General features: G+C 32.8%; 17 protein-coding genes. 2 read left to right on the forward strand and 15 right to left on the reverse strand.

Features of this window, described 5'->3' with window-relative positions:
• Positions 1-324: 324 nt before the first annotated feature.
• From NTX65_02140 to NTX65_02175, 8 genes are all read right to left on the reverse strand, one after another.
• Positions 325-1,395 carry a transposase gene (locus NTX65_02140; GenBank protein ID MCX6168111.1) on the reverse strand — a complete coding sequence of 357 codons (1,071 nt, stop codon included), beginning with the start codon at positions 1,393-1,395 and terminating at the stop codon, positions 325-327.
• Positions 1,396-1,662: 267 nt separating this feature from the next.
• Complete coding sequence (locus tag NTX65_02145) at positions 1,663-2,544, reverse strand: DUF5677 domain-containing protein (protein MCX6168112.1); 882 nt, start codon at positions 2,542-2,544, stop codon at positions 1,663-1,665.
• A 183-nt stretch (positions 2,545-2,727) separates the two neighbouring features.
• Positions 2,728-3,537 carry a hypothetical protein gene (locus NTX65_02150; GenBank protein MCX6168113.1) on the reverse strand — a complete coding sequence of 270 codons (810 nt, stop codon included), beginning with the start codon at positions 3,535-3,537 and terminating at the stop codon, positions 2,728-2,730.
• Positions 3,538-3,799: 262 nt separating this feature from the next.
• Positions 3,800-4,333: a hypothetical protein gene (locus NTX65_02155; protein MCX6168114.1), complete on the reverse strand. Its 534-nt coding sequence runs from the start codon at positions 4,331-4,333 to the stop codon at positions 3,800-3,802.
• A gap of 293 nt (positions 4,334-4,626) precedes the next feature.
• On the reverse strand, positions 4,627-5,331 hold the full coding sequence (locus tag NTX65_02160; GenBank protein ID MCX6168115.1) for a hypothetical protein: 705 nt from the start codon (positions 5,329-5,331) through the stop codon (positions 4,627-4,629).
• A gap of 332 nt (positions 5,332-5,663) precedes the next feature.
• On the reverse strand, positions 5,664-6,260 hold the full coding sequence (locus tag NTX65_02165) for a DUF998 domain-containing protein (GenBank protein ID MCX6168116.1): 597 nt from the start codon (positions 6,258-6,260) through the stop codon (positions 5,664-5,666).
• 217 nt (positions 6,261-6,477) lie between these two features.
• Complete coding sequence (locus NTX65_02170) at positions 6,478-7,041, reverse strand: hypothetical protein (GenBank protein MCX6168117.1); 564 nt, start codon at positions 7,039-7,041, stop codon at positions 6,478-6,480.
• Between the two features lie 221 nt (positions 7,042-7,262).
• Positions 7,263-8,045, reverse strand: a complete 783-nt coding sequence (locus NTX65_02175; GenBank protein MCX6168118.1) for a hypothetical protein — start codon at positions 8,043-8,045, stop codon at positions 7,263-7,265.
• A 238-nt stretch (positions 8,046-8,283) separates the two neighbouring features.
• Between NTX65_02175 and NTX65_02180 the strand changes: the two genes are divergently transcribed.
• Positions 8,284-8,643, forward strand: a complete 360-nt coding sequence (locus NTX65_02180) for a type II toxin-antitoxin system RelE/ParE family toxin (protein ID MCX6168119.1) — start codon at positions 8,284-8,286, stop codon at positions 8,641-8,643.
• The gene (locus NTX65_02185) at positions 8,636-8,947 is read left to right on the forward strand and encodes a helix-turn-helix domain-containing protein (GenBank protein ID MCX6168120.1); all 312 of its coding nucleotides are present in this window, start codon (positions 8,636-8,638) and stop codon (positions 8,945-8,947) included. Before NTX65_02180 ends, NTX65_02185 begins: the two co-directional genes overlap by 8 nt.
• A gap of 223 nt (positions 8,948-9,170) precedes the next feature.
• Here the strand turns inward: NTX65_02185 and NTX65_02190 are convergent, their stop codons facing one another.
• The 7 genes from NTX65_02190 to NTX65_02220 all read right to left on the reverse strand — a co-directional run bounded on the left by NTX65_02190 (position 9,171) and on the right by NTX65_02220 (position 15,114).
• Positions 9,171-10,148 carry a hypothetical protein gene (locus NTX65_02190; protein MCX6168121.1) on the reverse strand — a complete coding sequence of 326 codons (978 nt, stop codon included), beginning with the start codon at positions 10,146-10,148 and terminating at the stop codon, positions 9,171-9,173.
• A 217-nt stretch (positions 10,149-10,365) separates the two neighbouring features.
• The gene (locus tag NTX65_02195) at positions 10,366-10,998 is read right to left on the reverse strand and encodes a hypothetical protein (protein ID MCX6168122.1); all 633 of its coding nucleotides are present in this window, start codon (positions 10,996-10,998) and stop codon (positions 10,366-10,368) included.
• A 130-nt stretch (positions 10,999-11,128) separates the two neighbouring features.
• Positions 11,129-11,662, reverse strand: coding sequence for a hypothetical protein (locus NTX65_02200; GenBank protein MCX6168123.1), 534 nt, complete (start codon positions 11,660-11,662; stop codon positions 11,129-11,131).
• Between the two features lie 205 nt (positions 11,663-11,867).
• The gene (locus NTX65_02205) at positions 11,868-12,785 is read right to left on the reverse strand and encodes a hypothetical protein (protein ID MCX6168124.1); all 918 of its coding nucleotides are present in this window, start codon (positions 12,783-12,785) and stop codon (positions 11,868-11,870) included.
• Positions 12,786-12,969: 184 nt separating this feature from the next.
• Complete coding sequence (locus NTX65_02210) at positions 12,970-13,788, reverse strand: hypothetical protein (protein MCX6168125.1); 819 nt, start codon at positions 13,786-13,788, stop codon at positions 12,970-12,972.
• Between the two features lie 3 nt (positions 13,789-13,791).
• Positions 13,792-14,319, reverse strand: coding sequence for a hypothetical protein (locus NTX65_02215; protein ID MCX6168126.1), 528 nt, complete (start codon positions 14,317-14,319; stop codon positions 13,792-13,794).
• A gap of 231 nt (positions 14,320-14,550) precedes the next feature.
• A complete protein-coding gene (locus NTX65_02220) occupies positions 14,551-15,114 on the reverse strand; it encodes a class I SAM-dependent methyltransferase (GenBank protein MCX6168127.1) in 564 nt (187 codons plus the stop codon).
• Positions 15,115-15,356: the final 242 nt, after the last annotated feature.

Consider the following 15,356-nt stretch of genomic DNA (forward strand, 5'->3'; position numbering starts at 1 on the left):
TGACTTCGGTCTCACAGACAACACTCATGTTGATTATTATTTTTGTTGAATAACTTCTATTTAATATTTCTTCAGTTTTATCTTTCTTTGCTCGCTACTTCTTTTATGTGTTTGTTTTACCAGTCGTCTATCTGAGCTCTCTGTTTGGGCTACGGCAAATTTTAGTATAAACTGGGAGTGGTTAACCGCCGCATTTGGAATATTCCCTAAACATCATGGGACTTCAAACGCCGTTTTGAACTCTCTCTCCCACACTTTCAGATCATCTCTAAAGAAAATGAAGTTCTGCTTTTGTTTTAATAATCAATTTTTGTCTTTCTCTATTTATGCAGCTTCTCTTTCCTTTTTGTTATCTCTCCATTTGTATGGTTTGTATTTTTCACCGCTCTTTATTATTCCCAAACTTATCTTGGCTATGTATCTGGCTACTGCATGCTTCGCATTATGTTCGGCAAATTTTTTCTCCTTCAGTAAATACTCATAATACTCTCTCAACGGATTTTCCGTTGATGTTACTCTTACTGCTGCCGATTTATATACTCCTTTTAATCTTCTGGAATACCTTGGGATTCTTTTACCGTAACTTCTTCCTCCACTCAGCTTATCATGTTTTACTAAGCCACAGTAAACTAGATAATGATTACTACTCCTAAATCTTTTTCCATCTATTACTATCGATAATATCGTTACGCTGCTTATCGGGCCAAGCCCTGGGATACTTTGTAAACTTCTTATCACCTTGTTCTTTTTACTTATCTTGGAAAACTCTTCCTCATACCTCTTTTTCTTTTCTTGGTATGATTCTATTTTCTCATCCAGCTGCTCTACAATAAACTTATTTACTCGACTCCCTTCAAGTTCCTCTTTTTTCTTCCACGACTTATTCTCTGCACGATATAAGGCAGACTTCTGATTTAATAATCTTACTCCAGCTTTTACTTCATCATCATAATAACTTACTAACTTCCTCAACTCATACAACTCATTAGTGCTATGATAAACTTCCTTCATCATTCCATTCTTGAGCAGCTTGCATAATTTACCAGCATCTATTCTATCTGTCTTTGGTCCATCACTTAACAACCTGTTTCTGTATGGATCACAAATAAATATTTTCTCAACATAATCATAGAGCTCTACATACAACCATTGGCTCGTTGTTGTCTCTTCTATTGTCAGTATCTTGTTCCCCTTCAGGTTTGTCAGGTATATCTTCAGTTCTTTCAGATCTGATGGGACATCTATTGTCTTGGGCTCAATATCTGTTTTACCAATTCTGGCTATTGCCATATTTCTTTCCGACCAATCAAGTGCTATGTAGTGGTCGTAATTTTCAGTTGTTGTCAAAGAACTGTTGCTCTTCTTTTTATATCCACTTATTTTATTTGTAAACATTTTAGGTCTCCTTGCTTTGTTTGAGATGCCATAATTTATTCCGATCCTTTGGAATATGCACCTACTAAGTGAGTGAGACCTTCTTTTCTAATTTACCGCCGCTAACCGGCAGCCCAGAACAAGAATGCCGAATAGTTGCAACGACTTTTTATTTATAAAATTGTTTCTTAGAACAAACTACTTTATAAAGCAACTGAGTTTTGTAAATGCACCAAAATAATTATTCAAATGCCGCACTGAAAAACGCTGTCCGTGTTGAGCGGCGGGTTATAACGCATTTTTTAATTTATCAATCACAAAATCATAATCCTCTAAAACATTTTTATTAAAACTCTCATACTCCTTTACTACTCTTTCCTTTTTTTCTGGTAACAAATAATTAATTACTTCATAAGTCTGTATTAAATCAATCTGTGCTAGGTTAACAAGATTTGAAAACAAATAAATATTCTGTGGCATTGGTCGCCCTTTCAGATTGGAAATAAAGTTTTCGGTGACAATACCCGATTCTGAATGAACAAATATGCTGGCAGATTTATAAATGCTTAGATAGATTCTACTTAGTTTAATACTGAGAATTAAATCATCTTGTGGAACTAATTTGTCTCTTTTTTGACACATTGCAAATGCGTTTAATGGCGACCATTTGCGTTTTAACTTATCATTCTCCCAATCAAAATCTGGATCGATACTTTTTTCATTAAAATAAGCTTGGAATGTTGCATATTCCATTTTATCTGCGAAAGCTCTTTCTACAACCGAAAACAATTCTGGGTCAATATTTTTAATAGCTTTCGCATAACGGAATTCATTTCTCTTTATATCTTGAAGAAAAGCATTAAATCCTTCTTCTTTATCAGCGTGAATAAGGTAAGAGAAAACTATTAATTGTTCTAAACGAACGCGTAATAAGGCATAAGCTTCCAAAGGTTGAGCATGCGTTGTTAATAACCGAATTGATAAACTTGTGTTTAGTGCATGATACATCATCATTGATAATAATTTTGATTCAATTGAACCCCAGTTTTCCTCAGATTGTCCACCGAGTCGATTTGACAAAACATAAGCTTGCTCAGAATAATTAAGATACTTTCTTAACTGCGGAATCTGATTAATAAGAGGACCATAATATTTTTGCTTAAACTTCATTTTCAACTCTGCGTTATAACGGCGTTGCGTTTAAGCGGACGCCACAAGGTGTCCGCGTCACATACAACGACTCACTGATTATGTTATTTAGTTACTTTTTCTTTCCTCTTTTACTACAATGTTGAACTGCAAATGCCACGACCGGCTACAGCGTTCCGCTTGAGACGCGGGTTATATGCGACTTCATTTTAGTCTTCCGTCTAAATAATCTTTTATTGTATCCTTAGCAACATTTTGCAGAATGTGGTCTTGAGTGTTAGCAATTATTTCAAGAAATGGAATGGCTTTTTCTTTAAATCTACTAATCATTACTCTCATTGCCCACGATCTAATATTTGTGGCTTCATTGGGTAATACTTTCAAAGGAATATCCCCATTTATGATTCCTTTTAAATACTCTATCGTGCATGTCGTGAAAGTGAGTTCGTCATATACTGCTTTTTCAGCTTCCTTTAACTCAACTCTATCATACCCTTCATTTGATGATTCAACTTGATAACCAACCAGAGAATATCTTATTTTTTTCCATTTACCTTTAGTATTAAATCTATCCCACATACTAAAATATTCTCCAGGCGCAATAGTATAAACATAACCTAAAGAAGACAAATAACACCAATTGCAGGGCTTTGTCGGAGACCACTCATTTTTTTTATTGCGATATTCTTTTCGTATCCACCCGAGATGATTGATTTCTATTCGAAAGGTATCAGCAGAATTATTTATCAAATAAATAACGAATTTTAATTCATTGATTCGATATAGTGGATCGAATACAATTTTAGCTCTTTTGAAATCAGCATAGAGATATATTTTATGTTCATAGATAGGTATGTATTTAGGCAAGCGATTAATTGCATGAACACCATTATCTACATTGATTTCTGGTAAAGGTACAGTTACCCACGTACTATCAGTATCAAGAGAGTCTTTTACTTGAGCATTCATATTAAATAGATTGACGACTATAAATAACAAGATTAGTTTTGACATGGATATTTTTAAGAATAATTTCAAATATACTAGCATATAACGGCGTTGCAACTAGCCGGCGCCACATAACAAGACTGCCGATTAATAAAACAATGCCAATAATTAAGCAGACGGTGCGTAACTTAAACCATACGCGCCGGCTGCAACATTTTAGTTTATAAGTAAACTGCCAATAAACATTTTGACTTTTTGCACTTACCCCAATAACTTTTAAAATGCCACTCTGAAAACGGCGTCCGGCTGAGTTGCTGGTTATATGGCATCATTTACTTACTATCTTATACTTTGAGACAATGCTTTCATAATTAGAAAATGATTGATAAATCGGTTCAAAAGAATACGGATTATAGCAATCCTTAAAATCGATTGGTTTCCTATTCTTGTCTTGATAGTATTGATAATTATTAATCATTTTAAAGTTAGAATCGAAGTAGTAATCCTTGAATTCTCTCATGATCTCAGTGCATTCACTATTAAAATAATTAAGACAATACCTATAGAATATAGTTTTCCCATCTTTACCAAAATAGTATTCATTAGTAAGGAACCAATCACCAGATTCACTAAAAGGCATTACATAAATGCAAATGGGATTCCTATTAAGGTCATAATATATCTGATAAGTTTCTTCAAGATATTCTGGTAACTCATCCTTTGGCTTGTATTCGAAAACTACTTTATTGGTATCTAATGCATAATATTTAACTCTTACCGAATCATGTGCGATTAAGGAATCGACATTAATAACCGATAGATAAATACTTTTTGTTTGTTTTGATACAATATCAGTCACCATGGAATTTTCACTTTTCTGGTCCTTCTTTGTGGTACAACAATAAAGTAGTAGAACTAATAATGAGTATAAAAATATTCTTCTCATATTTATGCCATATAACGACGTTGCGTTTAGCCCGCCGCCAATAACAACAATGACGACATTATCAACGCAACTATTTTTTATAAATCAGTTTTGTTTTGTAATCACACTTTTAAGAACAACTTACTTTGAAATACTAAACCCGAAAAACCACTACGACCGATTTGAAGAAGCGGTCGGGCTGAGACGCGGGTTAGGCATTAATTATAATGTTACCGTACATCTGGGTCGATGCTTTTTAAGTACTGCTTTACATTATTATTATATTCATAGTTATTGTTTTCTAAAACGATCAAATATTCACTCATATATTTACCAAAATCAGTGTTTGGATTACGAAGGACATATCTTTTGTAAATCATAAGAATATTTGGATCTAATTTATTTTGTTTTGTTCCGCTATTAAACAAAGGATGGTAATCCATTGGTATTAAGTAGAAATGCTCATACCGATTAATTGTTCTTTCAATTTGTACTTTTTGCGAAAAATCATTATGCATTAATAAAAATTTTTCCCATCTTAAAATTCTATCACCTAATTCGTCAAAAGTAATTCTCATACCGCCATCTTCATAGAAGTCCTCATTTTTATCTTCCTCGTCAATTATATTATAATATTCTACTAAAGTTGGAGAGATGTACTTCCCAATATTCTTTAATAAGTAATCAGTATTAATTACAAGATTAAAAGCATCACCTTCATTATCTGCAATTCTAAATCCATTTTTAAGAAAGAACGCATTAATCGAATCCATTGCATTTGGGGAATTCTGTGTCATATGAAAAGAAGGGAACGTATATCTATACTTCTTGTAAAAATTATTAAAAATTGAATCTGCTTCTGATAAATTTTTTGCAGTTTTAATCTTGATAAAAATAGAATCTCGGAATTGAATGTTTGGTTTTATTATCTCCAATAATTTCTCCTTTGTAGGCACAATAAAATTGTTAGAAATGCCATTTGTTGATTTGTTTTTTTTGAGTTCAGTATTATTTTGCTCAGAACAATTTAAAAAAATTAGAATAAATACAAGAATTATTAACCTCATAAATTATCCTCTAAATGCCTAACAGCGTTGCAACTAAAGCGCCGCCCATAACTACTATGACGCTTACGGCAACTACCTTTTTTGTTTTGAAATCAACTTCGTTTTATCAATCAACCTTGAATAACAAACTTACTCTGAAAAGCTAAACCCAAAAATATTTTAAAGACGCGGTCGCTTTGAGTTGCGGGTTATATGCGACATTATTTATTCGTTAATTTCTCTTTTTCACGAAGCTTAATAAAGCTATAACTTAAATATGAGAACCATACAGACCAACCAATATGGAAAAACCTCTGCTTTACTCCCAGATACTCGCCCAATAAATTTGGGAAATATGTTATAAAACCAAGCGACATTATAATAAAACTGATCACAGACATTTGTTTTAGCATGATTAAGTTGTTTTCTCTTTTCCATAAGAAAAAGCCTAATAATGGAGAAAGGAATAAAAGTATTGATGGCATTCCCATAATTAGATGCATTCTCAAGGGGAATGGAAATATTGCAGCGCCACCTATGGAGAACGAATAAGAAAGTAAAACTAGAATTGGGATTATACTCATGTCATAAATTTTACATGTTTGATAAAGTCCTAGTATGAACAATACACTTAGTATGGCACATACAATTAAACCCAATGAAAATAAATACTGAGTGTTAGTTCCTATTTCACCTAATTCACTTACCATTCTTGTCAAATGATTGTAGTCACCTAAAATATAACCACAAATAATTGTTGTCATCCAAAATACAATTGGAATAATTATTCCAAGATATAATAATTGTTTTTTGTGCATTGTTTAATATTCACTTTACTATTAGCATATAACGGCGTTGCAACTAAAGCGCCGCCCATAACTACAATGACACTTTTGCAACTACCATATTATTTTAAAATCAGTTCTGTACTGCAAATCAACTTTTAACAATAATATTAATCTGAAAAGCTAAACCTTATAACTACATCAAACGAATGCGTCAAAGACGCGGTCGCTTTGAGTTGCGGGTTATGTGCTAAAATATATAATTACCTTTTTCTTTCTTAACATTTCCCCAAAAATCAATATTTGGGAATATATGTTTTCGTAAAAGATAGATGTACAAATATGTTATCATTATTCCGATTGTTAATAGAATATGCATGATGGTAAAAGGAATAAATAACCAAACAAATATTATGGACAGAATCCAAAATAAATAATAAGAAACTGCTGTTGTATAATAAGCTAGTTTAAAACGAAGTATTCCATTTACTAGGAATAAAGTCAGAATGAAATAAATAATCGCTGTTCCCCAGTAAACTACCTTAGAAATTGTTGGAGCGTAATTCGGGAACAAAATGAGACAAAAGTTTAAGCTTAGAATTACAAATATCGAGAGTATATATGAGTGGATCTTATTTTTACTTTTGATATTATCATTTATGAATGAGGCAATTCCTTTTGCAATATAATCATGATCATGATTAGGATATTCTTTTATAATGTGTTGATATATTTCATTTTTCGGAACAGATTTATCAATCATTTCTGCGATTGATTTCATGACCTTTTTATCTAGGAATGTTGAATCAAACATTTTACCTCCTTCTATGTTTAGCACATAACGGCGTTGCGCCTAACACGCCGCCCAGAACAAACGGCTAAGTTTTGTCAACGCAATTTTATTTTATAAATCAGTTTTGTTTTACAAATCAACTTTACACAAGAAACTATTTCTGAAAAGCTAAACCCGAAGCGACTCAATATGACCGCATCGAAGAAGCGGTCGTTGTTGAGGCGCGGGTTAGCTTGCCTTTTCTAAAATGGTAAATCATCTACGTTTTCGTTTTGAACTGGTTTTTCATATTCCTTTTGTAAAATTAATTTTTCTTGATTCTTCATTAACCATTCAACTCCACTCTCTGCGGCTACATAACCGAAATATTCATTCCCATTATAATCTTGCGTTCTGATAGATTTTATGAAACCTTTTTGAACAAGAAGTTTTAAGGACAAGCTTACAGCTATATCAGTAAATCCAGCATTATTCATATCTGATTTTATGGTGTATGTTGAAACTGCATCATCTTCAGCAAGATTATTTTGCATTATTGTAACAAGAGCAACCATTTCGTGCTGAGATAAACCTTCTGTATCTGCAACTGGAGATATTTTTTTTGTTTTAATTATTTCAGCATCCTTTTTGAGAAGAGCTAGTATTCTTTCTTTTATTTTAGTTTTCAAATCATCATAATCGCTAGATGATTCAGTTTTGTAATTAATAACTGTGCGATGCTGAATATCAAACGGGAATTTTGATTCTCTTTCATCCGAGCATACCATTACAACATTTTTAGAAATTGCAAACGCAAATCCAAGTTCAAACCATACGTTTGGATTATCCGTAGTTATTTCTGCAAAACAGATTTCAGAATTTTTAATACCTTTCTCAATATCCTCAATAGGAATACTTACCGTTGGATCTCTATCAACACGATATGGTTCTAAACCAGCCGATTCAATTGCAAGTTTGAAAACGTCATCAAATCTCTTGTCGAAAACACTACCGTCAAATGGTTGAATACAAAAACATTTATTCATTATCACCTCAATATTTTGTGCAAGCTAACGGCGTTGCAACTAAAGCGCCGCCCATAACTACAATGACGCTTACGGCTACTATCTTTTTTATTTTAAAATCAACTTCGTTTTACAAATCAAGTTTGAACAACTAAACTAACTCTGAAAAACTAAACCCAATTACCACATCTAACGACTGCATCATAAATGCGGTCGCTTTGAGTTGCTTGTTAGCCTTTCAAATTTATTTCTTGACAATATGTCATATCTGACATATCTTTACGCCATGATAATTCAAGATAAACCTCTCATCTGGTTGCATGGAGAGATTAAAACTCCTCCATTTTCCTCTGCTGCAAGGGTAGAAACTGGATTTCTTTTCAGACTTCTTCAGATGGGAGAGAAATTGAGAATGCCACATTCGAGACCAATGCCTAGTATAGGTTCTGATTGCCATGAACTGCGAATAAATGATGAAAGAAATACTTGGCGCATTATCTATAGAGTTGATGATGATGCAATAATAATTCTTGAGGTATTTAAAAAGAAAACTCAACAGACGCCTAAGAATATTATAGATATCTGTAAAAAGAGAATAAAGGAGTATGATAATGAATAAACAAAAACAAAAAAGCTTAGAAAAAAAAGGGTGGAAAATTGGTTCACCAGCAGAGTTTCTCGGTTTATCGGAAGAAGAATCTTCATACATAGAATTAAAATTAAAACTAAGCACCAATTTAAAAAAGTTGCGAACAGAGCAAAAGCTAACACAAGTTGATTTGGCAAAAATTCTTAAATCAAGCCAATCGCGAGTGGCCAAACTTGAAATAGGTGATCCTTCTGTTTCACTTGATCTCATTATTAGATCCTTATTAGCTCTTGGCACATCAAACAAAGAAATTGCTCGAGCTATCTCTTCTTAATATTTTGTGAAAAGGCTAACGGCGTTGCGTTTAGCCCGCCGCCCATAACAACAATGAAGCAATTATCAACGCAACTTTATTTATAAAATCAGTTTTGTATTGCTATCACACTTTTAAGAACAACTTACTTTGAAAAACCAAACCCTAAAAACTCTCCACAACCAATTCGAAGAAGCGGTCGGGCTGAGACGCTGGTTAGGCAACATATTTATTGTTATGATTTTTATAATACTTTTTCTTTCTTAAATCCACTCTCATTTTTATAAAAGGCTATTATTCTAATTTGTCTTTCCGTAAACATTTTACTATAATTTTGTTTCACACCATCAAATTTTTTTAAAATATCTTTATCATTCCAATATTTTTCCTCTAAATACAACTTTACAAAAATAACAGAATCAGTTTTACTGATTTTTACAACATCATAATCTCCTTTCTTAAGGTAGCCTATATCTTCAAGTAAAGATCCTATTACTTTTGCATCATTTATTGCCACTGAAACTGAATCATAATAGACACTACAACCACTTGACCATAATTTTACTTCTGCACCAGATAGATTTATTTTTTCTTTGGGATAATTATGAATTGGAAATCTTGTAAAACTCGTAACTAAGGATACTTCATAGACAGCTGCAATTAACAATACTAAAGTGACTAAAAGATAAAGCTTACCAATCACTTTAGTTCCATATATAAATGCCTCTCTCCTTTTTTGAAAACCATAGTACAGCGGTCTTATCATATACATACCATAAAGATATATAGCAAAAGCAGCTAGAATATATCCTTGACCCTCCAATAGTAATACGCCATATATTGTTACTGGCATATCAAAACCGAAAAGATGACCCCAAAGAAATGCTCTATAACAATTAAGCAGTAATCCAAGAAATGGTATTATTAGTGAAGGTAAAGTAATCTGAATAAAAGTAGCTAAGATAAGATTTACTGAAAATGTTACAGCAATTGCGATCGGTATATTATTTTCTAAATAATATTTAGTGACAAAAGGAAGTAACCCAGTCCCATTGATTAGATAGTTTTTTGTATTAAATATAATTTCTTTATGCAATTTTGGATTTGATGAAATAACAATCATTCCCACAATTACTAATCCATAAAATAGAATATTAATTACTAAGTATGCTTTCCAATTCTTTGCAATAATTTCAAAAGCATCTTTTAGTATTTTTTTCATGTAAAGTTATCTCGTTTTTATAGTTGCCTAACGGCCTTGCAACTAAAGCGCTGCCCAGAACAACAATGCAGAACTAAGAACCAACGCCAATAATTATTTATAAATTTACTTTGTTCACCAAACTCAAAGAGCAACTAATTATTATAACGAAACTCTAAAACTTTTAAAATGCCGCAACGTTTAAAGCAGTCGCTTTGAGTTGCGTGTTAGGTAACTTTTATGATATCCATAATAGAATTTTCTTTTTGAGAACCCATTTATTATTTACTTTATTTACAATAATGAATTCACTTTTTGCATTTCTTGGCCCACGATAGATAGTGTATGTAAATCCACCAATATTCATTCCCTCATCGAAAGCGATATTAGTAAAATGAATTTCACCAATAGTTGTATAATTACGATCAAGAACAAGCTGATTGTTTTTATAAAATAATTCATATCTACCAGTATTTATTATTCCGTGAAGGTTATTTAACCTCATTTTATTATGAGTATTTTTTTCAAAGAGTGCTATTTCAATCGGATCTAATTCTTTGCTAATACTTGAATGAGCAGATGAAAGCATTGCATCTAAATCTTTTCTAGAACTATTCATAGTATCAATAAATATCGCAAGTTTATGTTTGTCTCTAAAAGTATATAATTCATAATATTTTTCAATAGGTAAAGAATAATTGAAAGATGATGGTGGATCAAAATAATAATAGTAAGTAGTATCAACTATTTCTAGAAATAATGCTGAGATTATTTCGTGTGTGATTCGTTCAGCTTTATCAGCTTTATTTTGTGAACAAGCATACGATAAAACTAATAGAAGAAATAATATTATTACTCTTATAATTATCATCTGATTTCACTTTGTTGTTACCTAACGGCATTGCAACTAAAGCGCCGCCCATAACAGCGATGCTACATTTGCCAACGACTTTTATTTATATATCAGTTTTGTACTGCAAATCAACTTTGAACAACTAAACCTACTCTGAAAAGCCAAACCCAATAACTTTATCAAACGACTGCGTCAAAGACGCGGTCGCTTTGAGTTGCTGGTTAGGAGCATTTTTGTTTAAAAACAATTTTTCCTTAAACTCTTGTACATCTAATATAAACTTCGGCAATTCATTTTTCCTCTGTATATATGGTAAACTACCAAAATTAAGATTGTATGACTTACTCTTACTATCTATTCGTATTTCATAGTTTGTTATTTCAAGATTAATTAGATCAGAAATATTGAGAACAACCTCTTTGCTTAATGGAGATTTTTTAAAAATAATTTCTGAGCTGGTAAGTTTTACATACGCAGTTCGATCCTGCTTATTGTAATAAAATACAATCGAAAAAATGTAAACTAGACCAATAACTATTTGAAGCCATGCAAGAAATGGATAATTGATATTATTGAATAAGTTTATTATACCTTGGAGAAGGAATACAAACCCCATAAAAAAGAAGAATAACTTTTGTCCTTTGGGGATATTGCCAGATGATAGTATTAATATTTTATCCATGTTCATTTGCTACCTAACGGCGTTGCAACTAAAGCGCTGCCCAACACAACAATGCAACACTAAAAAGCCAACACCAATAATTATTTACAATTCTGTTTTGTTCACTACACTCAAAAAGCAATTAACACTTTTATCGAAACGTTTTAAATACTCAAATGTCGCAACATTTAAAGCAGTCGCTTTGAGTTGCGTGTTAGGTAGCTAATCATAATTTATTTTTAATAATTTTATTATAGTTAAAAGTATCCGTCTGAGTTACATGCCAATTATTTTGGATCTTATCAGTATTGTTTCTGATTATTTTTCTTTCAAGCTTATCAACAAATAGACACTTATTCAGTGTATCGAGCTTGGTTTCGAATTTGAACTCTTGATCACCCTCTTCATTATTTGCTAGGGTATTAGAATATATTTTGATTAGTGAAAAAGGTGGAATCCATTGATAAATGAATATAGTTGTAGATATTTCAGTATCACCAGTCTCATGTGATATTAATTCTTTCAGCAAATATGTGCCATTAACTAATTTTTCCATTAATTCAAATTCACATACTCCAATACTAGCAAAGAATAGCTTATCTAAAAAACCTTTGAACAATAACTTATCACCATTCTTTTCGAATACTGCAATGATATAAGGGATAGATTCCCAACCACCACCATAAAGAGAAACTAGAAGCATACTGTCACGTGGGACAGATGTTGATTTTGAATAGATAAATACACCATATGTAGTATCAGCCCCTAATACTGGAATTTTTCTAAGTTCTTTTTGACGATAACTTTCTTCATAGTTACTTTTTTGATTAGCAACAAAGGTGTATTTCTCAAATATCTTACTAACTATTTTCCTCACTGATTCATAGGGATGTTTATCATAATTGGTATGATCAAAATAGACTATGTCAGCTACAAGAAAGCGTAGACTGTCTTGTGGTATGTATAGAAGTGAATATTCCTTAGTTGAGAATTTATGATCAATATGATCAACTTTTACATTATAAATATTAGAGTCACCTCTATTCGAGAAATCATTTTCTTTATTATTTTTTTCATTTTTACTCGTACAACTTCCAATAACTAAAGTGGACAGTATGAGCATTATGATTTTTACTCTTCTCATATTTTAGAAGCTACCTAACGGCGTTGCGTTTAAGCGGACGCCATGAAGTGTCCGCTACAAATAATATGATTTATTGTTTATAAAATTCTCTAACACAAAAACCGAACATACTCACTCAACTATAACTACAAATACCATGACCGACTTCAGCGTTCCGCTTGAGACGCGTGTTAGGCGGGGCATATTATTTTTCCGATAGAAACATTTCTAACAAACGAATAATTAAATCACCCATATTATTACGATCAAATTCAAGATATTCATAATCACCTTGAACGCCTCCAATGCTACTAACTCCTTGCTCTTTGAGAAGGAACAATTTTTTATTTTTCGCAAAAGCATACGCTTTCTCATCAATAACCCAAGAACTTGTAGTCCATTCAGGCTTTCCTTCTAATTTATCTCTACGAGTAAATATTCCAACAAATATATTTGATGCCTCAATTCGCTCTTTCACTTTTTTTGATACAGAATCTGCTTTCGGTTTTTCACCCGTTGTAACTTTCAAACCAAACGCAGAGAAAAACTTAAATATGAATTCATTTACCGCTTTGTCTGATGTTATAAATGATTGGCCTATAAAAACAATTTGAGCATTGCGCAAAGGAGAATTGACAATTGGTTTTTCTTCTTCTCTACGATTATTCGCAGTAATTCTTTTAGATTTTAATGGGACAATTATCTGAGCACGAAATTCTTTTAAAATCGCATTAAGTGATTGATCATATTTACTACGAAGTGTATTTCGTTCAGAATAAGTCAACAATCTTTGAAAATGAACACTTCTTTCCGCTAACGCATCATTTCCAATGGAGTTAACAACCGAGGAATCTCCAGCAACCTCAACCAACCATCTTTCTGCAATAGAAGATGCTTGTTTTTTTAATTCGGCTGAGGATACTGGGCGCCCCTTAGATTTATAAACATCTCTAATTTTAGCTTTTAATAATTCAACCTCATCTCGCAGCCTTTCAACACGAAGAACTAATTGGTCATCAATCACAAATCACCTTTTATTTTTACTGCGTGACGAGCGTGAACTATTAAATCCAGTTTCAACTGACTCAAGCCCTTTTGAAGTTAAATATGATTCAGAACCATCTTCATATATATAACCTAATTTAATAGTATCACTAAAATCCCGGTCAAAGTTTTTGGGTTGATTTAATTTTGCTTTTGCAAAATATGGTCTTAAGTCATTTCGTGAGAATCTTGAAATGCCTTCATGCTTTTCACGATAATACGCAAAAACTGCCAACCTTTGCATATTCGTTGATGGTTTTTTTTGTTGAATCAATTCAAGAGGTGAGAGCGGGCGGTCTGACCCAACTGATTGCGATCGAATTGATATATTACCAGAAGTAGTAACTGGGGCGGTATTTATTGGAGAGTTCAACACATCCTTTTCCATACCAAATAAAGAAAGAACCGAAGATATTATTCTTTTCTTTTCTTGTTCATCAAATAGTTCTAAGGCTTCGTAAACTTTTCGACTTGCATCCACTATGGATTTATCGCTGTCTTTTTTTGCCATTTTATTCTCCTACTATGTTAAGAATGATTCTTGAATTATAATTTAGTATTTATGTTATAGCAACAAACACCGCCTAACGGCGTTGCGTTTAAGCGGACGCCACAAGGTTTCCGCAGCTAACACAACGATTTATTGTTTATGTTTTTTTATTTACTTCCTTTCTTCAACTTTTACTAAAATGATAAACTGCAAATACAACGACTGACTACAGCGTTCCGCTTGAGACGCTGGTTAGCCCGCACGTTGAGCAGTGAGCACAAAATAATTACCTCGCTTGTCTGAACCCATTTGAAGTAAGCCAGGTGTAAATCCTCTCGCTACGAGAGCAACCTTTAGTTCTTCAGTCGAATAAGGTATAAATCCGCATTTATCTAAACCTGCTCCACTGACATCTTTATCTGCTGTGTAACCAATTACCAACTCGCCACCAGGCCTAATAACTCGAAACAACTCTGTAAAACATCTATCAAGATCAGACCAGAAGTAAATAGTATTCACAGTGCAAGCTTTATTAAAATTAGCATCCGGAAATGGCAATGCTTCAACGGTTCCTTTCTTAATCTCTAGACGACCAGACTTGATCATATCTTGAAATCGTTCTCTGCTATTTGCCACCATCTCTTCAGAGAGTTCAATACCTGCAACAAATCCCTCCGACGCACTCTGAACTATTTTTTTTAGCAATGCTGCACCACCAAAACCGATTTCAAGTACGCGATCTGATCGCTGGATTGCCATTTGGTTAAAGACTAGTGCATTATGGGAAGATGTTGTGCGATTTAGAAGACGACCCATTATATATTTTCCAAGGAAACCCGAAGGACGAGCCAACTGTTTCGATAAAAATTGTTTGGCCAATATTTGAGGTAACTTCATTACAAACTCCTTCGTGCGGTCTAACAGCGTTGCAACTAAAGCGCCGCCCATAACTACTATGACGCTTACGGCAACTACCTTTTTTGTTTTGAAATCAACTTCGTTTTATCAATCAACCTTGAATAACAAACTTACTCTGAAAAGCTAAACCCAAAAATATT

The organism is Ignavibacteriales bacterium, from assembly GCA_026390795.1.
GTDB lineage: Bacteria > Bacteroidota > Ignavibacteria > Ignavibacteriales > Melioribacteraceae > Fen-1258.